This window comes from Legionella sp. MW5194, assembly GCF_016864235.1.
In the GTDB taxonomy this organism is placed as follows: domain Bacteria; phylum Pseudomonadota; class Gammaproteobacteria; order Legionellales; family Legionellaceae; genus Legionella_C.
The window spans coordinates 1,444,264-1,470,608 of the sequence record NZ_CP045732.1; the positions used below are offsets into that span (position 1 = coordinate 1,444,264).

Genomic DNA, 26,345 nt, shown 5'->3' on the forward strand with positions numbered 1-26,345 from the left:
TCATTATGTCCGATCCGACCATTGTCTGCCCTGCCTGCAAAACTGAAATTAAATTAACCGAATCCCTGGCGGCACCATTAATTGAGTCCACCAAGAGGCAATTTCAGGAACAGATTGCCCAAAAAGACAATGAAATGGCTAATCGCGAGCATGTCCTGCAGGAAAAAGAAATGGCTCTCCATAAGGCACAGCAGCATTTGCATGCACAAGTGGATGAACAGGTTCAAGCCCGCCTGAAAAAAGATCGGGCGGCCATTGTTGAAGAAGAAGCAAGGAAAGCCCGGTTGATGCTTAAGACGGAACTTGAGCAAAAATTAAAAGAAGTGGCGGATTTACAGGATATCATCAAGGCTCGTGAGGCGAAGTTGGCTGAGGCGCAGCGGGTGGAGGCTGAGTTTTTGAAAAAGCAGCGGGAACTCGATGAAGCCCGGCGTGAAGTCGAACTGACCATTGAAAAAGGAATTCACGCGGGGCTTGAATCCGCCCGGGCAAATGCCATGAAAGAAGCCCAGGATCACTTAAACCTTAAATTGAAGGAAAGAGAACAAACCATTACCTCCATGCAGCGGCAGATTGAGGAGTTAAAGCGAAAAGCCGAGCAGGGATCGCAGCAGTTGCAGGGAGAAGCCCAGGAATTGCTGCTTGAATCGATGTTGCAGGGTAAATTTCCCTTTGATCGCATTGAACCGGTACCCAAAGGTGAGTTTGGCGGTGACCTGTTACAGCGGGTCGTCAATGGCAGCGGCCAGCTGTGCGGCACCATTCTCTGGGAATCAAAGCGCACTAAAAACTGGAGCGAGGCCTGGCTTGCGAAATTGCGGGAAGATCAGCGCACAGCCAAGGTTGAGATGGCTGTGCTGGTTAGCCAGACGCTGCCTGTGGCCATTGATACCTTCGATCTGGTAAATGGCATCTGGGTGACTCATCCACGGGCGGCGATTCCAGTGGCCATGGTGTTAAGGCAAACCCTGCTTGAATTGAATCTGGCGAGAAAATCCTCGGAAGGTCAACTCACCAAAACCGAAATGGTCTATCAGTATTTAACCGGTCCCAGGTTTCGACAGCGGGTTGAAGCCATAGTCGAAGCCTTTTCTTCCATGCAGCTTGATCTCGAAAAAGAGCGCAAAGCCATTATGAAACAATGGGCCAAACGCGCGGAACAGATTGAACGGGTTATGACGGCGACCGTTGGGATGTATGGCGATTTACAGGGGATAGCTGGCAGAAGCTTGCAGGAAATTGACGGACTTGAATTAAGGGTCCTGGGGCTCGATGAAGAGGAGCTTTAAAAGGCGGCGGTCTTTTGCGGCAATAAGGGTTTAAGCGCTTGGGTCTTATCGAGATGAATAAGGCAATCGAACTGGTAAGGAAGGCGGGTGAAATAATAATGGCTTAATCGCTCCATGTCAGGCCGATAAATAACGCCGATGGCCCGTTGCAGCCGCGGCAGTTGCAGATAATGCACCAGTTCTTTCGACTTCGACGGGTAGAGAATAAAATCCTTAGAGTCCAATTCATGGAATAATTGTTCGTAGCTGCTGTCTATCCCCGGATCAATGGTCCTGGATTGAGGCATACCACCCCATTCCGAGGCCGCGGTGACTGTTCCCTCGTAAGTGGAGAAGCCTATGGTGTAACTGTGGGTGTTGTCGTGTTCACGAACCAGTTGGCCGAGATTAATCTCGCCGCGGTCACTCATTTCGGTGGCCCGCGCATCCCCCAGGTGAGAATTGTGCGCCCAGACAATAATTCTCGCGGGTTTATCAAATCGCGCTTCAAGGTGATCAGCCAGTCGATTGAGTGTGGCCATCATGTGCCGGTCCCGCACATTCCAGGAGGAGACGGAGTTTTCGAACATGGAGCGGTAATACACTTCAGCGTCCTGGATAACAGCGGCATTTTCATTGGCAAAATAGTAGTCTTCCGCGGCTTTAAAACCATTCTTCCTCAGGTATTTCACGGCATTGTGTTGCATTTCCAGTAACACATTGACTGCCTCGTTAATGCAGGGTTTCTTAATGCCAAGATGGGTTAAATAACCATACGTCTGCGGAGCAACGGCGGTATGATCAAAACAATCGTAACGCGTTTTGGCCCGTTCGGCAGCATCCGGATCGACACGGGACAAATAGTCAATGACAGCCTGCATGGAATTGTTGAGACTGTAGATATCAAGGCCATAAAAACCAATTTTATGAGGGGAAGTCAAGGGATCATTGTGGTGGCGCAACCAGTGAAGAAAGGGAGGCATGGTCTTATTACGCCACATCCAGACTGGGAACCGCTTAAACCCGTTTAAGGCAGAGGCCGCGTCCTCTCCCGGGCCATCGCCCTGCAGGTAATTATAGATACCATGAACGTCAGGCCAGTCGGCTTCAATGGCAACGGCCATAAAGCCTTTTTCAGTGATGAGTTGCCTGGTAATGTCCATGCGAATCTGATAAAACTCCTCAGTCCCATGGGTGGCTTCACCGATTAAGACAAACCGTTTGTCGCCTATGTTCTCAAGCACAGAGGCATAGGCGTTGTCTTTAGCCAATGCCAGAGGCTCGATGTGATGATTCAGGCAATCAATCAGCTTGTTATAGCTTTCCATGTCAGTTATCTCTTTTCCAGAGCGAGGTAGGTCAAAAACCACTCTTTTGCCAGCTGAGCCACGTCACTTAAGGTCCCTGGTTCTTCAAAGAGATGGGTGGCGCCCGGGATGATTTTAAGCTTGACTGTACAATTCATTTGCGCCATCGCCAGTTGATTTAATTCAATCACGGGCTCATCGTGCTCGCCGACAATAAATAACGTAGGGCACGAAACAAAGGGCAGGGATTCTTTAGCCAAATCTGGCCGCCCTCCGCGTGATACGACAGCACTGATGGCGTTTCGCTCTTTTGCTGCGGCAATCAAGGCAGCACCGCCACCGGTACTGGCGCCAAAATAACCAATAGGGAAATGGGGGAATTCGTCTTTAATCCAGTTTGTGACTTTAAGCAGCCTTGTGGCAAGAAACGGCAGATTAAAACGGAATTCTTCGGTGGAAGAGTCGATGTTATCCTCCGCGGGAGTCAGCAAATCAAACAGCAGGGTAGCCAGGTTCTCTTTATTTAACACATGGGCGACGTACTGATTTCTTATGCTGTAGCGGCTGCTGCCGCTGCCATGGACAAATAAAATAATGCCCGTCGTGTTTTTGGGTAAGTACAATAAGCCTGCCAGATCCGCATGCCCAGAGGGAATCGTTACCGGATGTTCCATGTCCGTTGCAAACACTGTCATAAATACTCCTTAAGATGAGGCAGTACTTTCCAGGCGTTCGGCTTGGGCCATGGTCAGCAATTCAGAGACTTCCTCATCGGTCGTTTGATCAAAATTGTCATACCACAAGCCAACAGCATAAAAATTCTCAGGGCGAAATGGGCAAACCAGTCGGTCAACCAGGGTACTAACCTCCTCACAGGTGGCATAAGCCGCAACCGGTACAGCGACAATGACGGATGCCGGTTTATGCTGATAAACGCAATGGATCGCCGCCCGCATGGTAGCTCCCGTTGCCATGCCGTCATCAACTAAAATGACGGATTTGTTTTTTAAAGCCGGGAAAGGGCGTCCGCCGCGATAAACCGTTTGCCTGCGGGCTAGTTCTTTTTCCTCATCGGCCATGACTTTTTTAATCATCTGTTCGTCCAGCGCAAGGCTACGCACAATGTTTTCATTAACAAACACGGTATTTCCCGATGCCAGGGCACCAAACGCAAATTCTTTATGCCCAGGGACACCCAGCTTTCTGACCAGGAGGACGTCTAACGGTATCGAGAGCGCCGTAGCGATTGCAAACCCCACAGGCACGCCGCCTCGCGGTAAAGCCAGAACCAGGGTGTTGGGTTTTTTTTTGTAGTCAATCAGGTGCTCGGCTAATATTTTTCCGGCTTCACCTCGATCAGTATATCTTTCCATTATTCCTCCTTATTCTAATTCTAAGCGTGAATATACTGATGTAATCATCATTCATGAATTATTTTCGACATTATATTAAGTATAGAACAATGGGTATTTCGTGATTATTTTTTATTTAATTATCATTAATTATTAAGGGTTAATTAACAAAATAAATCAAATAATGAACTAAAATCAAAAGATGGGGATGTTGGATTTTTCCAGTGATTCGCCATGAAGGTATTGGACTATCCAATCAATAATTAATCTATTTAAAAATCCCCTATAACAAACGAAGTAGGGAGAATAAAATGCATAAAAATCAAAAATGTTCAGGATGGGACAAAAAAAAGTAAAATAAAAAATCCTAAACGCTACAGCAGTCTTAAAGCAAGGGAAGAGAAACACCTGGATGAAGAGTTGGCTGAAACCTTTCCTGCGAGCGATCCTGTTGCCAAGTATTAATCGTGCTCTGGCAGGAGTCTTAAAGGAGCCTGACATGGATAATGGAAGTGGAAAAATAAGTGCGATAATCAGCGATGAAATCCAATTGGAATTGGTGGCTAACGAATTATTGGCGAATGCGGTCACACGCCAAAATTTAAGCGTTCAGGGATCACCGACCAAGGTGGCTGAAAAATACGGCGTGCCTTACGTGGCTCCTGAAGTCATTCAAGCCGGACATAACCCGCCTGAAACCGATCCTTATCTTCGCGACGATTTTGGCTGGGTTATTGGCTTTTCCTATGGCATCCCAATTTTCGTTTTAGTCGCTATCGGCGTCTTTCTTATTGGCGATATCCATTCCCCCGCTGAAACTATTTTTTTTGGGGTGATAGGAATTGTTTTGGGCGGTATTATCGGTCGTTTAATCGCCAAAAGTATTAAGGAAAATCGTAATAAAGGCATTGAAAAACAGGAGAGAAAAGGGGGCTTTGTTTTATGGGTTTCCTACAACGACATGGAGCAAAAAGAGGATATTATTCGTGTGTTGAATCAATGCCATGTAAAGGCTGTACAAAGTTGAAGAATAACCTGGCTGAAGGCCAGGTTATTTTTTAGGTTGAATGGCTTTTTTATTGCGGTTGACCACCTGACATACCCCTTTGGCTTCTTTTGCTTGTGGTGATACGTCGCAGATATTCTTTATTTCCCTGATTTCAGCAGGATCTGTGTTTTTCGTTTTCTTCATGAAAATCTCCTCTTGTCGCCTTCTTTAAGTATAAAACAAATTTTGAGTGATCAATTATTATGCATTTTTGTGCATTTTTTACTATACTTTTTGCGAAATAAAAAACAAGGACGTGCAATGAAATCAAGAACGATGGAACCTATCCCTTATGACATCAATCAAATCCGTTCAGAGGCACAAAAATCCATTAGCGACGGCGCAGTGACCGCGGACTATCCGTTGGATCTGACCATCGCCTGTAAATTGCTCAATGATGCGTTGGCCACTGAAATTCTTTGTGTACTCCGGTATCGACACCACCAGATTATTGCGACCGGCATTGATTGTATTCAAGTTGCTGCCGAGTTTGAGGAGCATGCTCTGGAAGAGGAACAGCACATGCTGATGATTGGTGAGCGGATTAATCAACTGGGGGGTAATCCGGACTTTAATCCGGCGACCGTCATGGCGCGCACCGCCACGGAGTTTGGAACCGGAACTGATCTTGAAGCCCTGATTAAAGAGGACCTCATTGCCGAACGCATTGCCATCATGGTTTACCGCAAGCTGATTGACTGGTTTGGGGACCAGGATCCCACCACCCGCCGCATGCTGGAGCATATCCTTGAGGAGGAGGAAGAACACGCCAACGATCTCGCGGATTTATTGCCTTTAAAAAGCAACTACCGAAATTGATGCAATCGGGCGGCAAGCCTATTTTTTACCGGGCAGAAACTGCCCGGTTTCCTGAATTTCAACGACTGCGAAGGCTTTTTTTGCAAACCAGTTCGCGTACTCTTCACAGTTAGGCGTTAAGAAGGCTTTGAAATCCCAGCCCATGTTTTCATTGTGATTAAAGGGCCCCAGTTCAATGCCCCTGTTTTTAGCAAGACCTCGTATCAGCCACTCAACAATCGCTGAATTGCCACGGCCTACCAGCTGTCTATGCGCCAGCGAATAGGCAATGCGGCCTGCATTGCTTAAAAAGTCCTGAACAGGCTGCTCGTCTGTCCAGGCAAGGCAGGCCCGCAAATACGGTTCAATCAGTACAAACTGCACGTAAAAGTAGCTTGATTCATTGCGGTAATCGATTGAAAAGGGGGTCATGTGATGATCAATTTGAAGGGTCGTTTTTGCATCGTCTATGCCGTAGTCAGAAAAAATAATGGTCAAATCCGTCGTGTCTTCGATAAAGGGAAGGGTGCTTTTTGCATTCTCGTTATGTTGACGTTCTGCGTCTTCAGGGGTTAACTGGAACTCGATGATGTAAATGGTCCCGCGCTCTTGTGCGCGTTTTTGAATCGTGACACCATCCTGAGGCCTGCTAATTAAATCCATTAACTGTTTATAAATGGTTTCTTTCTGAGTCCGTAAATCCGTCAGCTTAAAATCATCGCTGGCAATAAAACCGGCTTTGTTAAACAAGCCAAACTGATGCCGCAACGGACTGTGTTTTAACAGCTTGGCAATTTCCCGCCGTTTGCTGGCTAAAAACGCATACGCACAGCCCGTTTTAGTCAGCAGAACGTCTTCTGGGCAACGAATATCACTGCGTAAGGCCGGTTTTTTCTGTGGGTAATCAGGAAGGCTCTGGCTGAGTTCCTCAATGATGGCCTGGCTGTGCTGTAGCCAGAGATCCTGTTTATTCGGGTTAAAATGCTGTAATCGATCGGGCGAGGAAGCCAGGGTTGAGTCTTCTTTTGTTTCCTGATGCAAGGTTTTCTGAAGCTGATCTTTGTCTTCCATACGCTTTATACTGTCACCATTTTCCTAAGTATAGGTAAAAATAAACCTGCAGAGAAACGACGTCAGTATCCGGGAAAGGTTGCCTCCACCTTCGTAACTGCTTAAACTGAATTCTTCACTCGCCAGATTAGGATCGTTATGCGCTTTGTTATTGCCATGGGATTAGCTGCTGTTCTCCTGTCCAAGCCGGTGTGGGCTCAATCCTCAAGTCCTGTGGAAATCGACAGGCAGCGCGAAAGCCTGCATTTAGACTGGCGTGATTTAACGGTATCGCCAGCGGATGATTTTTTTGCCTACGCCAACGGCAATTGGCAAAAAACGAATCCTGTCCCGCCAGAGTATGCCATGTGGGGCAGTTTCAATATCCTGCAATTAAAAGTAGAAAAAATCATTCACCAATTGTTGATTAAGGCAGCCAATCAACCCCACCCGATTCCTGGAAGTACTGAGCAGAAAGTCGGTGATTTTTATTTCAGCGGCATGGATGAACAATCAATCAATGCCCTGGGCGTCAAGCCTTTAAATCAGGAGCTGAAACGCATTACTGCAATTACCAATCGAAAGGAACTTAAGGCAGTCATTGCCCATCTTCAAACCCTTGGCGTTGATGCCCTGTTTGATTTTTCCAGCATGCAGGACTTTAAAGACAGTGAAGAAATGATTGGCGCTGCGGCCCAGGGCGGCTTGGGTTTGCCTAATCGTGATTACTACTTAAAAACCGGTAAAAAATTTGACTCCATCCGTAAGGCTTATGTGGAGCACGTCACCAGGATGTTTTTGTTGCTGGGTGATTCACCGCAGCTGGCGTTGCAGGAGGCTGAGACAGTGATGCGTATGGAAACGGTCCTTGCCCGGGCTTCGTTGACGCCGGCACAGCAGCGGGACCCTCATGCCATTTACCACCGGATGAACCGCAAACAGCTCGAGAAGGCGACGCCGCATTTTTCCTGGCCGGCTTATTTTGCCGCCATTGGCAAACCGGATCTTCAGGAAATTAATCTGGCCATGCCAGGCTTTTTCAAGGTGGCTGATGAGCAATTGCAGTCTGTCCCTTTAAACGACTGGAAAACTTATTTGCGTTGGCATCTCGTTGATGCGTTTGCCTCTTATTTATCCGCTCCGTTTGTTGATCAGAATTTTCGCATGATGTCGATTTTGACAGGGGCTCAAACGCTTCAACCGCGCTGGAAAAGGGTGGTTGCCACTGAAAATGCCACTTTGGGGTTTGCCATCGGCAAACTGTATGTTGAACAGAATTTCCCGCCGGAGGCCAAAAAGCAAGCCTTGGCCATTCTCCACACCATCCATCAGGCCCTGCGTAGAGACATTGAATCACTAAGCTGGATGGCGCCTGAGACAAAAAAGGCAGCCTTGGAAAAACTGGCCTTAATGGAAGAGCGGGTAGGTTACCCCGACCAATGGTGGGATTATTCCAGTTTGCAGATTGATCGGGGCCCCTATGTGTTAAACGTGATTCGGGCCAATCAATTTTTAATCAAACGGGAGCTGGATAAAATAGGTAAACCCATTGATCGCAGCGAATGGGCCATGCCGCCACAAACGATTAATGCCTATTATGACCCCTCCATGAACAACATCACCATTCCAGCCGGCATCCTGCAGCCGCCGTTTTTTGATCAACATGCCGCTGCGGCTGTGAATTACGGGGGCATTGGATTTGTCATGGGGCATGAAATAACACATGGCTTTGATGATCAGGGGGCGCAATTTGACGGTTACGGCAACCTGAAGACCTGGTGGACAGCCGCCGATTTAAACCAGTTTAAGGCGGCCACCCAATGCATCATCGATCAATTTTCCCAATACCGAATTGACGATTTGCCTGTTCAGGGTCAATTGGTTGCCGGTGAGGCCACAGCGGATTTGGGGGGCTTGACCCTGGCTTATCATGCCTTTTTGAACTCCACTTCGTATCAACAGGCGTCGGTCATTGACCACTTAACGCCGAAGCAGCAATTTTTCCTGGGAGCGGCACATGTCTGGGCCTCCAATATTCGCCCGGAACAGGCCCGTAATCTCATCACGGTGGATCCGCACCCACCCATGATTTATCGAGTGAATGGCAGCCTGGCGAATATGCCGTCATTCATTACCGCGTTTGCCGTACCGGCGAATAGTCCGATGGTGAATAAAAAGCGCTGCCAGGTGTGGTAGGCACATTCCTTCCCTAACTTCCTGCAGAGGGTGAGGCATTCGCTGTGAGTCTATTGGAACAGGGAAGGCCCGCCACTTGCAAATAATCACCCAAAGGCTATGGTTGGTATAAAGGAATCAAATTCCAAACGATGGGGTGCTTGCCCATAAAATGGCCAGGGACGATGCCGTGAGCAAAAAAATTCTGATTTATGCCTTACTGATCGGGCTTTCTGCCACCCTGGTTTTTATGCAGGTTAATCCCTATTGGCTGCCCGGGGTTCTCCTGCTTTGCCTGCTGCTGTCTGATGCTGTTAACCGTACTCCTGCCCTTGGAGCCAGTGAAGCGGATGGTTTAATGCGGATGCTTTTCTACCAGTCACCCTCCATGATTGCCAAAATCGACATGGTGAGCGGCCAGGTTATACAGATTAACAGCATGCTTTCCCTCACTCTTCAGGTGGCTCATCCTTATCAGGTTATTGGTCACCCGGTGGACACTCTTTTTCCCAAAGACGATGAAAAAAAACTGCGCAAGGCCCTGCACACCCTGCAGCGTAAAGGGGTGTTGCATCAATATGCAACGGAGGTTGTTACCCTGGACGGTAATAAAATCCCGGTAACCGTCGACGGGGTGGTTACCTATGGAGAAAATGAGCCGAATACCGCCTATTTATACATTACTAACATCAGCAGCATCAAAAAGGTTGAGTCCAAATTGCAGGCCAACCGCAATCTGTTACAAAGCATCATCGACAATACCCTGGAAGCCGTCATTATCACCAATAAAAGCGGCAAAATCATTGAATGGAATCCACAAGCGGCCGCATTGGTAGGGCAGGTGAAAAACAATGTCATTAATAAATCAATTTCTCAGGTCATTATGGGCACGGCGGATGCCAGGCTGACGCTTGAAAAGGACATTAACCATTACCTGTCCAATCAAAAAACCAAATACATCGGCAAGCGTGAAACCTTCCACATCCTCAATAATCACAATAAAAAAATTCTGGTCGCTTCCTGCTGTTTCCCGGTGACATCCGATGACGGCAGCCCGATTTTTTGCTTTTTTATTCACGACATCAGTGCGGAATTAAAGGCAAGAGAGCAGGAAATGAGACTTTCCACCATTGTGCGACAAACCGAGGATGCCGTGGTTTCTCTCGATTCGCAGTTTCACATCGATTCCTGGAACAATGGCGCAGCCCGTATTTTTGGTTTAAACGAAAGCGAGGCGCTTTTAAAGCCAATTGGTTCCATTTTACACAAAACCCATGCTGAACGATTAACCGATCAGCTTAAACGCCTGATTCAAAGCAACGAAAGCCTGCAGTATGAGTTTTCTACAAACACGCAAGCCAGTGAAGCCAATCATTTCATGGCCAGTCTTAATTTAATCCGTTATGACAAGGACCATTTTGGCATTTCGCTGATCATTCGTGACATCACCGAACTCAAGCGCAATGAAATCAGAATCCGCGAATTAATGACCGAACTCGAGGTGTCCAATAAGGAATTGCAATCCTTTGCCTACATCGCTTCCCATGATCTTAAAGAACCGCTGAGGGGCATTAAAAATTATGCCATGATCCTGAAAGACGATTACGTGGGGTTGCTTGATGAAGCCGGTGTCGGTTTTTTAAACTCCCTGATAAAAAGCTGTGGCCGCCTGGAATTGCTGCTGGAATCTCTGCTTCATTATTCCAAAGTGGGGAATCTTAAGCTCAGCCTGCAACCCCTGGATGCCCAGCGTGTCATCAATGATGTTAAGGACGGCATCCATCACCTGCTGAAGCAAAAAAATGCCATCATTAAGGTGGATGGCGATTTACCGAAGGTTATGGCCGACGAGTCGCGGTTAAACGAAGTGTTCACCAATTTAATTACCAATGGCTTAAAATACAACGACAAGCCAGAACCCTTGATTCAAATTGGCGTTGCCCCTGAAAAATCCAGTAATGAAAGTGTCTGCTTTTATGTTAAAGACAATGGCATCGGCATTGAAAAGAGTAAACGTGACACGGTGTTTGAAATTTTCCAACGCCTGCACAAAAAAGAGGAATACGGTGGCGGCGCCGGCGCCGGGTTAACGATCACCAAACGCATCATTGAGCGTCATAAAGGATCCATCTGGCTTGAATCAACGCCGGGAGAGGGGACCACTTTCTATTTTACGCTGTTAAAAAGCGATAACCGTGAGCCCATCTCTGTGAATACGGGCATTGAATTATTAATTAAATCAGACCAGGACAATGGAAACACTACGAATCGCATTAATTGATGATGAACAATCCATGCATGACATAGTCAGTCATTTTTGCAAAAAGAACACGGACTATGCGATTGATTTGGTTTGCTACGACGAGGTGCCGGCTGATCTGACCCCCATAAACAAAGACAACTATGCCCTGTTGTTGCTGGATTACCACATTAATGATCGCACAGGACTTGAGGTTCTTAAGCGTTTAAACGAGAGCCATTTGTCGGGCGAGGATGCATTGGGCTTGCCGGTGATCATGTTATCGAGTTCGAACGACATTCAGATGGCTTCAGAGGCTATTCATTACGGTATCTCGGAATTTATTCCTAAAAAAAACCTGTCGGCTGATCTCTTAAACAGCACCATTAACAACGTCCTCTACAAAAATAATCTTAAATTGCTGCTTCTTGAAACCAACAAAAAGCTTGAAGAAAGCAATCAGATGCTTAAGCTTAAAAGTGAAGAAATCAGCAATTTTTATCAGGTCATTTCCCATGAGCTCAAAACCCCGCTGACCTCCACACTTGAATTTATTCAAATCATGCGTGATGGTTTGGCCGGTGAGTTGACTGAGGATCAGAAAGAGTACCTGGACATCTGCCACCGTAATTGCAAACAGCTCACGCAATACATTAATGATTTACTGGAAATAGGCCGTCTATCCACTGGCAAATACGAGTTAAATTGTGCGCCAGTGACGATTAAATATGTTATTGAAGAAGCCATCAATACCAGCCGCGTCATTGCCAGCCGTAAAAATATCACACTGACCTTCGAAACGCAGACTAAGGATTTGCGAATCCATGTTGATGAGGCGAGAGTCTTTCAAGCCTTGTTAATTCTCATTAATAACGCCATTAAATTTTCGCCTGAAAACGAGGTGATAAACATCCTGCTCTTGGAGGATAGCCAGGCGGGTTTGGTGGAGGTGGCTGTGATTGATCATGGCTGCGGCATTGAAAAAGAACATCAGCAAAAAATATTCGACCGCCTGTTTCAGGCCAATACCCATTCCGTGGGTTCCAATGCCGGTCTGGGATTGGGGTTGTATATCTGTAAACAGATTATGCAGTTGCATGGCGGGGATGTCAGCGTCGACAGCCTTCCTGGTAAAGGCAGTCGATTTATACTAAAATTTCCATATCAGTGCACACAGACTGGGCAGGATGCCACATGAAAAAAATACTCATCGTTGAAGACGACAAGGATATCGCCAAAGCCCTCACCATTCGTTTAAAATCCTTTAACTATCAAGTGGATACTGCTGCCGATGTGGTTCAAGGTGTCAATCACGTCGTTAACAATGTGCCTGATCTTATTTTGCTTGACATTTCCATCCCGGCGGGCGACGGCTTTCTGCTGGCAGAACGCGTCAAATGCCTTCCCCAGGTGGGTAATATTCCCATTATATTCATGACTGCCAATAAAAAACCGGAATTGAAGAAAAAAGCTGAGGAGTACGGGGCCGCGGCTTTTTTTGAAAAGCCCTTTGATTCCAATAAATTGCTGGCTCGCATTGCCCAGTTATTGCAGTAAGTCATTTTTCACGTAGCGGGCTTTGACAAACTCAAGAAAATTCGCCTCGGACAAAGGCTCGGAAATCAAAAAACCCTGAATGTAATCGCAGGGTAACTGTTTGACAAATTGCAATTGTGTCGGCGTTTCTACCCCTTCAATCACCGTTTTTAAGCCGATTTTACTGCAGAGTTCAACCATGGCGGTAAAAATAACCTGTTTTCGGTTCTCCTGTTCAATGTTTTTGAGAAAGCTCTTATCAATTTTAACAACATCAAAGGGTAGAACGGTGAGGTACTTTAGCGAAGAATACCCCTTGCCGAAATCATCCAGCGACAACCGAATGCCAAGGCTCTGAATTTTATCGAGGTAATTTTTAATGTCGTAAAGATTATGGAGCAGATTGGATTCGGTGATTTCAAGTTCGATAAGATTGGGAGGCAAATCCGTTTTTTTAATGATGTCTTTAAGCAGCACGTAGATATTGGCGCATTTAAACTCCTGAGCCGAAATGTTTAAGCTGATGGTTAAATCATTATTGCCGAGTTTATTCAGTTTATTCAGAAAATCGCAGCCTTTGTAGAGCATTTTGCGTTCGATATCGACAATGAGGTACGTTTCCTCACAGATGCTTAAAAAATCCTTTGGCAACAGGACGCCATGCTTGGGATGGTTCCAGCGCAGCAAGGCTTCCGCACCGACGATTCTGCCGGTCTTAAGCTCGATTTTAGGCTGGTAATAAAAGACAAACTCATCGTTTTTTATGCCAAGACGAATATCGCTTATCAGGATCATGTCTTCCTGCGAGAGCTTATTAAGGTCGGGTTTAAAGTTAATGTAATTTTTTTTGCCGATGCGTTTGGCCAGATTAGAGGCGGTGATGGCATTCTGCAACAAAATAATGGCTTCCTGCCCATCGTCAGGGTACATGCTGGAACCGGTGTTCACATCCATGTAAATGTGTTTATTATTGTAGGTGAAGGGCAGTTTTAAATTATCAACAATTTTATCAATTAAATCGTAAATATCGCTGCTGCTTTTAAAGGTTTTTACGCCGATGGCGAATTGATCATCGCCGATGCGCGCCACCAAACCATTATATTCTGTCAGAATTTTCTTAAGGCGCTGGGCCGTGGACGTAAGAATTTCATCACCGGCCTTGGTTCCAAGGACATTGTTAATGTTACGGAAACGCTCAAGATCAATGGCAATCACGACGATTGACTGATCCTCCTGACACGATTTTATCCACAGCGCCAATTCATCGGTAAAGCTTTTGCGATTGATAAGACCTGTCAGCTTGTCGTGAATGATTTCATAATTCAGTTGTTCTTCCATCAACTGTTTTTCGCTGATGTCAATAAAATAATAAGCGACTTGGGTCACTAACCCCAGATTGTTTTTAATGGTGGTAATGGAGAGAAAAATAGGGAAGCTTGTTTTATCCCGTTTAATGGCTTTTAAACGACCCTGCCAACAGCCGTTCTCATTTAAACCCTGCTGAATCTCCTTAAGTTGTTCAAGCGTGCCGTCAAAAATATCAAGGCGTTTACCCAGAATGTCGTCGCTTTTAAACGCCATGAGCAGTTCAAAGGATTCATTGACAGAGGTAATCAAGCCGTCCTTGCTGGTAATCACCACGGCTTCAATGGTTTTACTAAGGCTACTGTTGAGGGCCTGCTGCCGGTTTAATTCTTCATAGCAAACAAAGGCGGAGTCGACATTGTTTAAAAGTTCGGTGTCATTCCATTTTTTGGCAAGGAATTTATAAATGGCCCCTCTGTTAAAGGCCTCCGCCATGGCAGTAAAATCTTCGTATTCACTCAAGACCATGCGAACGGTATGGGGGTACTCTTTTTTGACTATCTCAAGAAAATCCGCGCCGCTCAACTCCGGCATGCGATGATCAGAAATAATCACGGGAATGGCGTGGGATTTAAGGATGGCAAATCCGGCACTGGCGCTTTCGGCGGTAAACACATCATAACCGTTATTAGTCAGCAGGCTGCTTAGCCTGATACGGATGCTTTCATCGTCATCGACGATAAGTATCTGTTTTTTCACAAAATCCTTGATAGGTTACTCGTTGTCATTGCTTTTAGTATAGCTCTTGCCGAGCCAAGCCGTTGGTTTGCAGAAATTTTTCGATAAATACAATCATTCGCATTGGGATTGTGCTAAATTTATACAATACGCAGTCGATTTTAATGAGTTTCAATTAATGCCCAGCTGTACAGTGCGGGAGTCTTTCCTATGAAAGCCAGTATGAGCGACATTAACTACTCTGAAACGGGTGGTCAATACAGCGCATTGAACTCCAAACTCTACTTGATGGATCAATTTGAGTTAAATGCCAACGATGCAACCGCGTCTCAGTCAACAACCTATGAGTCGAGCCGTTTAAGTTCTGCCCAGAACCCGTCATTTAATCTGGCTCAAGACCAGTATGCACTTGAGCAGACGGACATGTCGCCGGGCATCGTCAACAGCAGGGTTGATGTAACAGATGAAGGCGGCGAGGGCAGCCATGTTGAACAACCTCTGGATAGCTCAAACCCGGCGCAAAATGTGGTCAGCGCGGCAACCAGTACAGCCGCCTTGCTGGGGGTGAATGAAGAAGCCATAAAACCGATGGCAGGAGGCAACGATACCTTCGATTCGCCTCTACCTGGCCATGCCAGTGGCGGTGCAGGGGGTGCAAATGGCCAGACCGCTGAGCGGGCGGCAGCCAATGCAGGCGGTGAGCGAAGCGGCGGTAATTCAAGCCATACCACGGTAGACAATCAGACAACGCACATCGACAATCATTCCACCTCTGTTGACAATCATCACAACACCACGGTGGAAGGCGATTCTCATACTGACCTCCATGTGGTCGATACGACCGTAGTAAATAATGTCATCGATTCCACGAACACGCTGATTAACAATACCCTGAATAATACGATGAATCAGGTTAACACCCTGCTTGATTCCACCACCAACCTTGTCGATAACACCTTGGTCAATGTGACTCAACTGGGAGATACGGCATTAAATCATGTCGACAATGTGGTTAATCACCTAGGCGATACCTTGGGCGACGTGACAGGCGAGGTATTTAATGTGGTGAACAACACCACCCACTCGTTAGTTGAAACCCTGACCAACACCACTCAGGTAATAGGGACCATCACCACAGAAATTCTGGGCGATTTGCTGGGTAAAATTGAGTTTAATCTGGATATTGATCTTGGCTTAAACAGCGATTTGCTCAATCAATTCGATTTATCCAATCTGGCCAACACCTATGCCCTGTTAAACGACAGTCTTATCCGCAATGCAGCTTTTGAATTGACCAGCGATTTTCTAAACATCACCATCGATACAGGTCTCATTGACAACAGTCCGATGGTCACCAGTGTTCACGAGGCCGTAAGTGATGTGCTTGGACAGGTGGATGGCATGACCGCCCACATTCCTGTTGTTGGCGCGGTTGACTCAGTCCTGGATGCCGTCGTGCCCGAGTTACCTTTTGATCAAATGGATATCGGATTAAATGATCACGGCGTGATTGATCTGAATGATCTAGCGATTACCAATGACACCAATGTCGTTCAGGATTTAGGAGCTGCCCTGCTCAGTGATGACCATGTTCTTGATAATTCCCTGGATCTTCTTGGTAATGAAGGGTCCTTAATCGACGATGTGTTGAATCTGGATGGGCAGGAAATCCTGAATACGGATGAAGGCCTGGCCGATGCCGTCGACAATGTGGGCGATGTCCTGCAGGGCGGGGGGGATGAATTGCTGGGTGATGTGGGCACGATTCTTGGCCAGGAGGAGGGCGGTGGGCCTGTGGATGATGTGGCAGAGGCGCTTGCCGAAGGCCTTGGCGGTGCGCTGTCGAGTGAGGAAGGTGGACTGCTCGAACCTCTGGATGCTGTTGCTGGGGGTGACGATTCAGACGCTCTCGTCAACCCCGTTATTGAAGATCTCGGTGAGACAGCCGATAACCTGTTAAGCGACGATGATCTGGGGGGAAGCAGTGGACTTACTGAGGGGGTGGTTGACGGGCTTGCAGGCGGGAATGAGGACGGCCTGATGAACGAAGTCCCCTTGATCACAGAGGTAGAAGACGGCGCAGAGGATCTTGTGGATGACGTGGGACAGGAAGTCAGTCAGATTATTAACCTGTTTGAAACCACACTGGCGGCGAATGATGAACCGGCGGAGAGCAGTACGGCAACGCAGTCAATCACAGCGGAAGCAGATAGCGGAAGTGATGCGATTTATGACGCCATTGCCTCGACGCTTGAGGCGGCAAATGACGGGCCTGATGCCGTTATTAATGAGGCGGATATGAATGTGGATGCCACGGTAGGCCAGGTGAGCGATGTTGTAGACCATCTGGGTTTGTTCGATAACCATGGCGGACTTTTTGGTTAACAGGAGTAATAGCCCAACTTGGTAGAAATACCGCCTAAGTTGAAATTGAAATCGTTGCAAGGAAAAAGAATGGAGTCTGTCCGGAATTCTGTGTAACTAGCCGTGCTGTTATCCGGTAACTCTATCGCCGAATTCGATCATGAAGCGATTCATAGCTGGTTTCCAGTTATGAATCGGCATGGTCCACTTTTGAGAAATTCGTTCAATTGCCAAATAGAGCAATTTAAAAACGGCTTCATCAGAAGGAAACATGCGTTTGTTTTTTATTACTTTCCGTAAGGTCATATTCAATGACTCGCATTGGTGGTATAAATTGCCCGTCGAATATCCGCCGGATAATCAAACAAAGGAATGACCCGTTCCCAATCCCTGCGCCAGGAGATGCTGATAGACGGATACTGGTCATCCCATTTGGCAGAGAAAGCATCCAGTGCCATTTCAGCCTCAATGAGCGTATTTGCACTGTAGATGCTTTTTAAATCAGCGGCAAGTATTTTGCGGTCTTTCCAGCTCACATAAGACAGGGATTGGCGGATTTTATGGACAATACAAAGCTGAACTTTGGCGTAAGGGTAGACCGTTTCGATGGCTTCCGGGAAACCAGTCAAGCCGTCAACACAGGCAATAAATATCTCATCCAGACCTCTGTTTTTTAAATCAGTCAGCACATTAAGCCAGAATTTTGCGCCCTCATTTTGACTAATCCACATGCCAAGTAGTTCTTTATGTCCTTGGGTATTTACACCCAGTGCCAAATACACGGCTTTATTGGTAATGCCTTTATCCGTCTTTACCTTGACCACCAGACAATCCAGATAAACAATGGGAAAGCAGCTATCCAGAGGCCTTGATTGCCAGGCTCGCACATCAGCCAAAACAGCATCTGTAACATTGGAAATTAACGTTGGGGAAATGGTAGTCCCATAAATTTCTTCCAGCTCTGACTGGATATCACGGGTGCTTAATCCACGAGAATAAAAGGAAATAATTTTCTCATCAAGACCGTCAAAGCGAGTGGCATGCTTGGGGATGAGTTGCGGCTCGAACGAGCCCGCGCGGTCCCGAGGTACGGCAATTTCCATTTCACCTTCACTGACATGAATTTTCTTTTTGCTGTAACCGTTTCGAGAATTATCTTTGCGTGATTCACCTTTATCATGCTTTTCATAGCCCAGATGTGCAGTAAGCTCGCCGGCTAGAGCAGCTTCCAATCCTCGTCTTTTTAATTGTTTGAAAAACTCGGTGAAATCTTCAGGTGTTTTGCAATTTCTGGCTATCTCTTTTGCCAATTCATCTATATCTTCAGTCATAGTTGTTCTCATCATATTTGTCAGCACTATCCAGTGCCGACAGATTATATGCTATGACTAATTACACAAAATTATTTACAGATCCAAAGAATGGGTTTCATTCATTTTTCAACCAGCGTGTTATTTCATAAAATCAGGGAAAACGGCCTATTGATTGCTTTATCGACAAGCATTAACGTTTGCGCCTTAGCACTCCCTGTTTACACCCTGCAGGCCTATGATCGCATCATAACCAACCAGAATTTTTCCACTTTTTTTATCCTCACTCTCGGGGCTTTCCTGTTTATTGGGCTTGAGTTTTTATTTCGCCTGTTACGCAGCAACCTGATTTCCTATTATGCCAACAAAAACAAGCATGTGGAGTTTATCAACGCCATACAGCAATTTGCTCGCATTAAACCTGAAAAATTAGTCCATTTAACCCTGGCTGAAAAGAGCGAGATTATTAACGAGTTATCGAAAACCAATGATTTTATTTACCGTCAGCTATATGTCGCCTTGGTGGATATTTTATTTTTAGTGCTGTTTTTAGCCGTGATTGCCCTGTTATCCCTGAGATTGAGCCTGGTGATTGTTGGTGTATTGCTGGTGTTTACCCTGATTGCTATCCACATGAATCTATCCCTCATCAGGCAGCATAAAAACCGATCAGGTTCCGACGAAAAACGCCTGGCCGGGATTATTAATTTTTTACGTTCCATTTTTATTGCCAAAATGCATGCCAATGAATCGCTGCTCCTGCAAAAACAGGACATCATTGAGCGGAAGGCCGTGGTTAACACCTACAAGCTGTCCATCAGCCTGGCCTATTTGTATAATTTTTCAACATTCACCACCCAGATACTGATTGTTGCGACGTTGGTTATTGGTGCATCACAGGTCATAACCGGTTACCTGACCTTTGGAACCTTAATTGCCACGGTAATTATTGCCGGGCGGCTGACTAATCCCATCCGCGAAATGCTGACGCTCTGGTTTCGAGTCGCCACTTACTTAAATTCCAATGAGAAATTGCTTGATTTTTATAATCAGAATACGCGCACTTACCTCAAGGGCCATTTGCGTACGCGCCATTTTTATGCACTGGATATTGAAAAAATCACGGTCAGGGAAAACTATAAAACCAATAAGCTCGCCATTAATGGTTTAACCATTCAATTAAAAACAGGCCAATGTGCAGCGATTACGACGATTAACAGCCATCAGCGATCCCTTTTAAAGAAACTGCTGATTGGCGCCATCAAGCCAGATAGCGGTGATATCCGTGTACTGGGCAATCCCCTGTATCAGTTAAGCAGTGAACAATTTTACAGATCGGTGGGTTATATCACCATGGAAGAGCATTTCATTAATGGCACGATTTTGGAAAACATCACGGGCGGACGAGACATTGCCGATGAGGAAATCGAATCACTTTGCCAGCTGTTTCATATTAAACAGGATATTCTGCAACTGGAGTATGGTTTTCAGACAGTGTTAAACGCCACGACGCTACAGGAATTACCCTTAAGCCTTCGCGTCAAGATTCTGTTGGTGCGCAGCTACATTTTCAGGCCAAAGGTGGTTATTGTGGATACAGATGACGATTACGTCGATGAACAACTGTATCAGTTGCTGTTTAAATTTTTAAAAACCATCCGTGAATACTCCGCTATCCTCATTATTTCCAATGATTATAATCTTGTGAGTCTTGCGGATTATTGTTATCGGCTTGACGAGTGCCGCTATTACTCGCTTGACATCGCTAAATGAAAGGAGAGCGCTTATGAATAAAGATGCGCTGCTTCAATTAAAAGAAAAGATAATGAGAGGGCTTTCGAACCTCTCAAGCTTAAACTATTCCTTTAAAAACATTGATTTTGATATTTATATCAATGCCTATATTTTACTGACCATTAAATTAAATCCCACCCTCATCCATGATTTCAATACCATTTTAAAATCGATTCCGCATCAAATCGACAAGCCCAATATCATTAACATCACCAATGGCCTGTCGCAATTGGGTTATGTGAGCCGGCAATCGCGGGGGTGCAGTACGCTTGAAAAATTAACATTCCCCTGCCTGTTAATCAAAGGATCGGATATCGATAATCATGTGCGGGTTTTGTTTCGTGAAAACCAGACAACCATCTGCTATGACCCGTTTAACGATTCCTACTCGGCATTTGATGCGTTAGCGATTGATAAAACCTATCTGGTTTATACCTTTGAGCCCTTTGCGGAAGAACGGTTTGATTTAAGTCGGGGTGTGCTCAAATTCCTGGGACGATCCTGGTTCGTGGCTTTGCTGGCCCGCTTTCGCTATGTGATTGGCAAACTGGTTCTCATTTCCATTGTGCTTCATCTGTTTTCACTGGTGATGCCGCTTTATCTTATTTACACCTACAATCGGGTGATTGTATCGCATGATACTTCAAACCTGATGGTGGTTACCGTTAGTGTGATTTGCTTATTGTTATGCGAGCAGCTGCTGCGCTATTTTCGTGCGGGTGTGCTGTCCTGGCTGGGTAGTCGTGTTGACTACATCGTCACCCATGAAGTGCTGAATAAATTAAATCAGTTACCGCTGCCGATCATTGAAAAACTCTCCCTGCCGTCACAGATAGCGCGTATCCGTTCTTTTTCCTCCGTGCGCGATTTTTTCACGGGTCCTATTTTTTCAACGCTGCTGGAGTTGCCGGCCATAGTGCTGATGATTATTCTAATCAGTTATTTCCATTATCTGTTTACCGTAATCTTTGCCGCCGGGTTCCTTTTGTTAGCGATTTGCCTCGTGTTTTTTCATCGTATCCTGGCTGCAAGGATTAAAAAAAACACCTTGATCAACACCGAGAAGTACTACCTCACCGCCATTTATCTGGATAAATTGAATACCCTGCATTATCAGGGGCTTGAGCGTTATTACACACGAAAACTCAATGGCTTATCTGAACAGGCCACGTATTATAATCTCAAGGCCGAGCTCGCCAGTAATTTTGTTGACAATTATGGAAAATGGATCACCAACATGGGGATCCTAATCACCTTGTGTACAGGGATTTACCTGGTGTGGTCCAACCAAATCACCGTGGATATTTTATTAGCGACTGTGTTTCTTTCCTGGCGCATTTTTTCGCCCATTCAAGTGGCGTCATCGACGATGGTTCGCTCCGAAAAACTGTATCGGACTATCCAGCAAATTGATAATTTTCTTGATCTGCCCGATGAATACGATGCCCACAGCGGTCTTAAAAAAACCATCGAAATCAAAAAGGGGATCCGGCTTGCCAATATTGGTGTGTTTTATAATGCCAATAAACAGTTTGTGTTAAAAAATTTTTCGATGGATATCAGGCTTCGTCAATTGATTGCGATTACTGGCGAAAGCGGTTCTGGAAAATCCACGCTGCTGAAGTTGATTACCGGATTTATTAAACCGAACATTGGCAAGGTTCTGATTGATGATTACGAGATCAGTCAATTAAACATCCATTCACTGAGAAATCAGATTTGTTATATTCACCAATCGGAGAATATTATCCAGGGCACCATTTATGACAACATTCAAATGGTTAATCCGTATTTGACCCGGGAGGATGTGGATGACTTGTTTGATTCACTGTTTATGGGGGATGAAGTCAGCAAACTGGCCGAGGGTTTAAATACTTACATCAGTGCCGATAACCCGGGTCATTTATCGAAAAAGTGGCTTAAATACATGGCGATAGTGAAATTGTATGCCAGCAATGCCGCCATCAAGCTGATTGATGGCTTAAACAAGGATGCATTCTCGGCTAAGACCTGGCATAAATTTTTAACCGATTTACAGCAGTGGCGCCATGAACAAACCATCGTCATGGTGACCGACGATGACCAGATTCGCCGCATGGCGGATAAGACCATTACGCTTAAAAGTAAATTGCCATGAACAAACGCAACGAGGGACGAATGAGGAAGTGGATGAAGGCGATTAAAACGCCCTTTGCTCGCCTCTACCGGCAGGTGAGGGGAGGATCGAGCGCTCAGAAGCTCATGGTTACCCATAAAATCAGACAGGATAAAAACAAAGCGCCGCTGGTTTTAAACAAAGAAAACGACATTTTTTTGTATCAAACGTCCAAAAACCATGAATTATTCAACCCCAGTCTCATTAAAACCATGTCGCTTATTTTTATGGTGATTCTCCTGGGCTTTATTGCCATAGCCTCCGTGACGTCCATTAAGGAGGCGGCCATTGCCAAGGGTGAAATCCAGCCGCAGAAAAACATCATCACCCTTCAGCATTTCGACGGCGGTGTGGTGACAAAAATTCTGGTCAAGGAAGGGGAGGCCGTGAGCGAGGGACAGATCCTGCTGACCCTAGATGGCATCGGGGTTAAGGAGGATGTTGCGAGGGTGGAAAGTAAAAACCTGATGCTTAAATTTCAAAAAGAACGCCTGAAAAGTGCGCTAAACGGTGAGACGCCTCAGTTTGACCAATACACCAAAGACAGCCAGCTGATTAAGGAGCAGATGGCCATTTACCAGGATATGCTGAAAGCAGCTAATTCCGAGAAAACCATTCTGACCAAGCAATTAAACCAGCAGGAAATCCATCTAAAAACCCTGCGTTCCAATCGTCAATACCGCGCTAAAGAAATTGAAATTGCGACGAAAATCAGGGCTATGTATAAAACGCTGGCTAATGAAGGTCATGCCTCAAAATTGAAAATGCTTGAAGAAGAGCAGCGCATTCTGGCTTTAAATCGGGAATTTACCGCCATGGGGCTTGAAATAGAAAAGCTTGAAAAATCTGTCCAGGAGTTTCGTTTTAAACTGAATTCCTATGATGCCAACCGAAAAAATACCTTGAACCATCAATACGAACAAATTGAGGAAGAAATTAATGAAAATAATGAGCTTATTAAAAAACTGAAGCAAAAATCCAATCGCCGGCATCTGCGTGCGCCGGTGGCTGGAATTATCAATGCCCGGTACGTTAATGAAGTGGGGGAATCCATTTACCCCAATAAAAAATTATTTGAAATTGTGCCCCTCAATACCCCGTTGATTGCCACCCTGCACATCAGTCCAAACGACATTGGCCATGTCAAACTGGGTGATCCGGTATGGATTAAAGTCAGTGCCTACGACTACATCAAATACGGCCTGATTAAAGGGGATCTTTACCACATTTCCGCAGGAACATTAAACGATGACAAGGAGAGTGCGGAACCTTATTACGAAGGTAAAGTCCGCCTGAAGCAGAATTACGTGGTGGTTAAAAATGAGAAAAAGTACCTGATGCCAGGGATGCTGATTAAGGCGGAAATTATTACGGGCGAGCGCACGATACTCGAGTACCTGCTAAAGCCCATTTACCGTTCAATGGACAGCGGGCTTGTGGAGCGATAATCATGCTAATTGTAACCAACAACACGAATGACAAGGAGCACCTTGAATTTATCGACAAGTCCTTTCTGGTCAATTCGCATTACGCCGTCTTTGATGATTTAAGATGGCACCGGCTGCGCCTGATAAATCATGATCTGATTGTGTTAATCCCTGACTCACTCGACATTTCCTATCACCTGAAGTACTTAATGATGGCCTCTGATGCTTCTGTTATTGTCATTACCGACAACAAGGACACCATCACTAAAAAGTACAGCCGCAACCTGACGGTGCTTAAGCCGCCTCTGTCACGGGACTTTTTCAGCGGTTGTTTAACGACGCTCCAACAGCAACAGCAACGTCATAAGGCCCAGAGTTTGGATTTTATTAATACCCTGAACACGGGGAAATTTGTTTTAAACCACATTCGCCAGGTGGTGCCCTTGTCCAAAGCGATCGCCATGGCTTCGGAGAATACGCCGCAGCTTCGCCGCGGCGTCTATGAATTGCTGCTGAACGCGTTTGAGCATGGCATCTATCAGTTGGGATTTGACTTAAAACAACAGCTCATTGCTGACAGGCACTATTTTGCCGAGTTAAACCGAAGGCTGCGTGATCCTGCCTTTAAAGGCAAGCACATTGAATTGTCCATTTATAAAAAGGAAGAGGGTACTTTTATCAACATCACCGATCCGGGCCTGGGTTTTGATTACAAGCCCTACCTCTTCATGAATAAGAATTTATCCGATGCCAGAAGCGGCCGCGGTATAGCCTACGCGGCCACTTATTGTTTTGATCAACTCATTTACAAAAATGAGGGTCGAAGTGTTTTTGCCGTCCTGACCAATCAAAGCAAAGCCTTAAAACCACTCTGAGTCGGCTTGCTTCTCCTGCTTGGGTAGTGCAAAGTAAATTGATTCAGTTTCCCCCAAGGATCGGCCCATGAAATTCGAGAAATTACTTTACCAATACAAAACCAATGCCGTGCTGGCTGAAAAGCAGCGCCTGAGTCAGTGGGCTTATCAGTTCAGCCACCACAACCCTGCTTTTTTCCAAGGCTTAAAAGCCTGCAGCCAACACCTTGAGGAAATCAAATCGTCCTCTCTTTTTACCGGTCTCGATAATGAGGATCAATACGTCATTCTTCGGCAAATTAAAACCATGGAGCAGTTGACTCAGCAGGTTATTGAACTGCAACTGCTAAAAAAAGACGCCCCGCCTGCAATGACCTGCCAGGTTCCTGCCTACGATGAAATCCTTGCGATGCGAGGCCTGTATGCGGGGGGAAAGCAGGATCAACTGGCGCGTTTGCTTAAATTGGTTAAAACCCTAAAGACTGAACTGGCTCCCCAGCAAATAACAGAAACGATGTCTCTCTTGAGTCACCACTGGGTGGATCGCTTGCCCTGGCACGTGTTATGCCAGGCGATTCGCAGCCGGGATGCCAAGCTGGCCAAGGCGGCTTTTGACGCCATTCCGGATGATAATCCGGTACTTAAAGCGCTGCTTAAAGTGCATGATCAGGCTTACCTGCTGTCGTTAATCAAAACCTGTGCCACATTGGCTCCCCGTGAAGTAAAAGAAATCGATACCGACATTCTCTGCGGTCATTTAACCTTTGAAGTGCTGATTCATGAACTCCTGACCACACTGGAACAGCGCCAGCAATTTAATTTTTGTCTGGGATTGCCGACCCATCATGCTTACCGCGATCGGGGGGCGGGTTTTTGCCTTCTAAACAAATTGGCTGTGGTCATGGCGTATGAGGAGTTAACGGCAGACGTTCCTTTTCATGCGGTCATCATTGGTACGGATATTAACCGCGATGATGGGTTAAACAGTGTGCTAATGGCAGAGACGACAACGCAGCCCTTTACCCACATCGACATTTATGATTCCCGGGTTTACCCCTGGCAGGGTGAGTCGGTGTTGCGGGAACGCATGGGGACGCCGATTGAAGAGGAGGGCAGGGTATGGCAAAAAGGGAATAAGTGCTACCACAGTGTGGACTTAGCCTCCTGCTCACGGCAACGCAGGGGATGCCATGCCGCCTTGCACTACGCTTTGGAAGAACTGGAACGCCTGCTGGCCTATGCCGCGAAAAAGAAAGAAAAAATCATGCTTTTTCTGCCGACCGGTTGGGATTCGCACGAAAAAGAAGAGGCTCCCTGCGGTAAGGAAATCGATCAGGAGTATACCCTTGGCTCAAAGGAGAGTCATAGCCGGCGTTTTAGTGATGAAGATTTAATTCATTTTACTCAAAAAATTGTCGATATGGTCAAGAAATATCCTGATACACTGTGCCGTGTTTACTGGCAGCTGGAGGGTGGGTATACGGAGTATGTGAATGTGCAGCAATTGAAAAACACGGTGAGGATACTCAATGACGCTTACCCGCGGGTGGACGAAGTAGTGGAAAATTCAAAAGCATTGGTGAGCTAGCCGCAGGCCTCAAGCCTGTTCACAGGCCGCTGATACC

General features: G+C 46.0%; 19 protein-coding genes and 1 pseudogene. 13 read left to right on the forward strand and 7 right to left on the reverse strand.

Annotated features, from left to right (window positions below):
* Window positions 1-5: 5 nt before the first annotated feature.
* Entirely contained in the window at window positions 6-1,289 is a 1,284-nt protein-coding gene (locus GH742_RS06770; protein WP_203456660.1) for a DUF2130 domain-containing protein, read from the forward strand.
* Here GH742_RS06770 and GH742_RS06775 read toward each other — a convergent pair.
* The 3 genes from GH742_RS06775 to GH742_RS06785 are packed head-to-tail and all read right to left on the reverse strand — an operon-like array spanning window position 1,286 to window position 3,948.
* A complete protein-coding gene (locus GH742_RS06775) occupies window positions 1,286-2,596 on the reverse strand; it encodes an erythromycin esterase family protein (RefSeq protein ID WP_203456661.1) in 1,311 nt (436 codons plus the stop codon). The genes GH742_RS06770 and GH742_RS06775 overlap by 4 nt on opposite strands.
* 5 nt (window positions 2,597-2,601) lie before the next feature.
* Window positions 2,602-3,270, reverse strand: a complete 669-nt coding sequence (locus GH742_RS06780) for a dienelactone hydrolase family protein (protein ID WP_203456662.1) — start codon at window positions 3,268-3,270, stop codon at window positions 2,602-2,604.
* A 9-nt stretch (window positions 3,271-3,279) separates the two neighbouring features.
* Window positions 3,280-3,948, reverse strand: a complete 669-nt coding sequence (locus GH742_RS06785; protein ID WP_203456663.1) for a phosphoribosyltransferase — start codon at window positions 3,946-3,948, stop codon at window positions 3,280-3,282.
* Between the two features lie 478 nt (window positions 3,949-4,426).
* Here GH742_RS06785 and GH742_RS06790 point away from each other — a divergent pair, with 478 nt between their 5' ends.
* A complete protein-coding gene (locus GH742_RS06790; protein WP_203456664.1) occupies window positions 4,427-4,954 on the forward strand; it encodes a hypothetical protein in 528 nt (175 codons plus the stop codon).
* A gap of 24 nt (window positions 4,955-4,978) precedes the next feature.
* Here the strand turns inward: GH742_RS06790 and GH742_RS06795 are convergent, their stop codons facing one another.
* Window positions 4,979-5,119, reverse strand: coding sequence for a hypothetical protein (locus GH742_RS06795; protein WP_203456665.1), 141 nt, complete (start codon window positions 5,117-5,119; stop codon window positions 4,979-4,981).
* Window positions 5,120-5,236: 117 nt separating this feature from the next.
* Between GH742_RS06795 and GH742_RS06800 the strand changes: the two genes are divergently transcribed.
* A complete protein-coding gene (locus GH742_RS06800; protein WP_203456666.1) occupies window positions 5,237-5,794 on the forward strand; it encodes a ferritin-like domain-containing protein in 558 nt (185 codons plus the stop codon).
* Window positions 5,795-5,812: 18 nt separating this feature from the next.
* Here GH742_RS06800 and GH742_RS06805 read toward each other — a convergent pair whose 3' ends face one another.
* Window positions 5,813-6,844: a hypothetical protein gene (locus tag GH742_RS06805; protein ID WP_203456667.1), complete on the reverse strand. Its 1,032-nt coding sequence runs from the start codon at window positions 6,842-6,844 to the stop codon at window positions 5,813-5,815.
* 138 nt (window positions 6,845-6,982) lie between these two features.
* Here GH742_RS06805 and GH742_RS06810 point away from each other — a divergent pair, with 138 nt between their 5' ends.
* The 4 genes from GH742_RS06810 (at window position 6,983) to GH742_RS06825 (ending at window position 12,794) form a co-directional block, all read left to right on the forward strand.
* Entirely contained in the window at window positions 6,983-9,019 is a 2,037-nt protein-coding gene (locus GH742_RS06810; protein WP_203456668.1) for a M13 family metallopeptidase, read from the forward strand.
* A gap of 169 nt (window positions 9,020-9,188) precedes the next feature.
* A complete protein-coding gene (locus GH742_RS06815; protein ID WP_203456669.1) occupies window positions 9,189-11,279 on the forward strand; it encodes a PAS domain-containing sensor histidine kinase in 2,091 nt (696 codons plus the stop codon).
* A complete protein-coding gene (locus GH742_RS06820) occupies window positions 11,251-12,435 on the forward strand; it encodes a hybrid sensor histidine kinase/response regulator (RefSeq protein ID WP_203456670.1) in 1,185 nt (394 codons plus the stop codon). Before GH742_RS06815 ends, GH742_RS06820 begins: the two co-directional genes overlap by 29 nt.
* Window positions 12,432-12,794 carry a response regulator gene (locus GH742_RS06825; protein ID WP_203456671.1) on the forward strand — a complete coding sequence of 121 codons (363 nt, stop codon included), beginning with the start codon at window positions 12,432-12,434 and terminating at the stop codon, window positions 12,792-12,794. Before GH742_RS06820 ends, GH742_RS06825 begins: the two co-directional genes overlap by 4 nt.
* Here GH742_RS06825 and GH742_RS06830 read toward each other — a convergent pair.
* Window positions 12,783-14,837 (reverse strand): EAL domain-containing protein, encoded by a 2,055-nt coding sequence (locus GH742_RS06830; protein ID WP_203456672.1) that lies wholly within the window; start codon window positions 14,835-14,837, stop codon window positions 12,783-12,785. The genes GH742_RS06825 and GH742_RS06830 overlap by 12 nt on opposite strands.
* A 189-nt stretch (window positions 14,838-15,026) precedes the next feature.
* Between GH742_RS06830 and GH742_RS06835 the strand changes: the two genes are divergently transcribed.
* A complete protein-coding gene (locus tag GH742_RS06835; RefSeq protein ID WP_203456673.1) occupies window positions 15,027-17,201 on the forward strand; it encodes a hypothetical protein in 2,175 nt (724 codons plus the stop codon).
* A gap of 108 nt (window positions 17,202-17,309) precedes the next feature.
* Here the strand turns inward: GH742_RS06835 and GH742_RS06840 are convergent.
* A pseudogene (locus GH742_RS06840) lies at window positions 17,310-18,523 on the reverse strand (IS256 family transposase).
* 78 nt (window positions 18,524-18,601) lie between these two features.
* On the opposite strand from GH742_RS06840, the gene GH742_RS06845 reads away from it, so the two are divergent.
* The 5 genes from GH742_RS06845 (at window position 18,602) to GH742_RS06865 (ending at window position 26,308) form a co-directional block, all read left to right on the forward strand.
* Complete coding sequence (locus GH742_RS06845) at window positions 18,602-20,263, forward strand: ABC transporter transmembrane domain-containing protein (RefSeq protein WP_203456674.1); 1,662 nt, start codon at window positions 18,602-18,604, stop codon at window positions 20,261-20,263.
* A gap of 13 nt (window positions 20,264-20,276) precedes the next feature.
* Window positions 20,277-22,421 (forward strand): ATP-binding cassette domain-containing protein, encoded by a 2,145-nt coding sequence (locus GH742_RS06850; protein ID WP_203456675.1) that lies wholly within the window; start codon window positions 20,277-20,279, stop codon window positions 22,419-22,421.
* 32 nt (window positions 22,422-22,453) lie between these two features.
* Window positions 22,454-23,887, forward strand: coding sequence for an HlyD family type I secretion periplasmic adaptor subunit (locus tag GH742_RS06855; RefSeq protein WP_203456676.1), 1,434 nt, complete (start codon window positions 22,454-22,456; stop codon window positions 23,885-23,887).
* A gap of 2 nt (window positions 23,888-23,889) precedes the next feature.
* A complete protein-coding gene (locus GH742_RS06860; protein ID WP_203456677.1) occupies window positions 23,890-24,741 on the forward strand; it encodes a hypothetical protein in 852 nt (283 codons plus the stop codon).
* Between the two features lie 67 nt (window positions 24,742-24,808).
* Window positions 24,809-26,308, forward strand: a complete 1,500-nt coding sequence (locus GH742_RS06865) for a hypothetical protein (RefSeq protein ID WP_203456678.1) — start codon at window positions 24,809-24,811, stop codon at window positions 26,306-26,308.
* The last annotated feature ends 37 nt before the right edge of the window (window positions 26,309-26,345 follow it).

What these genes read in the sequence shown, in the direction of transcription:
- GH742_RS06770 (WP_203456660.1), top strand. Translation starts at nt 6, where the DNA reads ATGTCCGATCCGACCATTGTCTGCCCTGCCTGCAAAACTGAAATTAAA.
- GH742_RS06775 (WP_203456661.1), bottom strand. Translation starts at nt 2,596, where the DNA reads ATGGAAAGCTATAACAAGCTGATTGATTGCCTGAATCATCACATCGAG.
- GH742_RS06780 (WP_203456662.1), bottom strand. Translation starts at nt 3,270, where the DNA reads ATGACAGTGTTTGCAACGGACATGGAACATCCGGTAACGATTCCCTCT.
- GH742_RS06785 (WP_203456663.1), bottom strand. Translation starts at nt 3,948, where the DNA reads ATGGAAAGATATACTGATCGAGGTGAAGCCGGAAAAATATTAGCCGAG.
- GH742_RS06790 (WP_203456664.1), top strand. Translation starts at nt 4,427, where the DNA reads ATGGATAATGGAAGTGGAAAAATAAGTGCGATAATCAGCGATGAAATC.
- GH742_RS06795 (WP_203456665.1), bottom strand. Translation starts at nt 5,119, where the DNA reads ATGAAGAAAACGAAAAACACAGATCCTGCTGAAATCAGGGAAATAAAG.
- GH742_RS06800 (WP_203456666.1), top strand. Translation starts at nt 5,237, where the DNA reads ATGAAATCAAGAACGATGGAACCTATCCCTTATGACATCAATCAAATC.
- GH742_RS06805 (WP_203456667.1), bottom strand. Translation starts at nt 6,844, where the DNA reads ATGGAAGACAAAGATCAGCTTCAGAAAACCTTGCATCAGGAAACAAAA.
- GH742_RS06810 (WP_203456668.1), top strand. Translation starts at nt 6,983, where the DNA reads ATGCGCTTTGTTATTGCCATGGGATTAGCTGCTGTTCTCCTGTCCAAG.
- GH742_RS06820 (WP_203456670.1), top strand. Translation starts at nt 11,251, where the DNA reads ATGGAAACACTACGAATCGCATTAATTGATGATGAACAATCCATGCAT.
- GH742_RS06825 (WP_203456671.1), top strand. Translation starts at nt 12,432, where the DNA reads ATGAAAAAAATACTCATCGTTGAAGACGACAAGGATATCGCCAAAGCC.
- GH742_RS06835 (WP_203456673.1), top strand. Translation starts at nt 15,027, where the DNA reads ATGAAAGCCAGTATGAGCGACATTAACTACTCTGAAACGGGTGGTCAA.
- GH742_RS06845 (WP_203456674.1), top strand. Translation starts at nt 18,602, where the DNA reads ATGGGTTTCATTCATTTTTCAACCAGCGTGTTATTTCATAAAATCAGG.
- GH742_RS06850 (WP_203456675.1), top strand. Translation starts at nt 20,277, where the DNA reads ATGAATAAAGATGCGCTGCTTCAATTAAAAGAAAAGATAATGAGAGGG.
- GH742_RS06855 (WP_203456676.1), top strand. Translation starts at nt 22,454, where the DNA reads ATGAAGGCGATTAAAACGCCCTTTGCTCGCCTCTACCGGCAGGTGAGG.
- GH742_RS06860 (WP_203456677.1), top strand. Translation starts at nt 23,890, where the DNA reads ATGCTAATTGTAACCAACAACACGAATGACAAGGAGCACCTTGAATTT.
- GH742_RS06865 (WP_203456678.1), top strand. Translation starts at nt 24,809, where the DNA reads ATGAAATTCGAGAAATTACTTTACCAATACAAAACCAATGCCGTGCTG.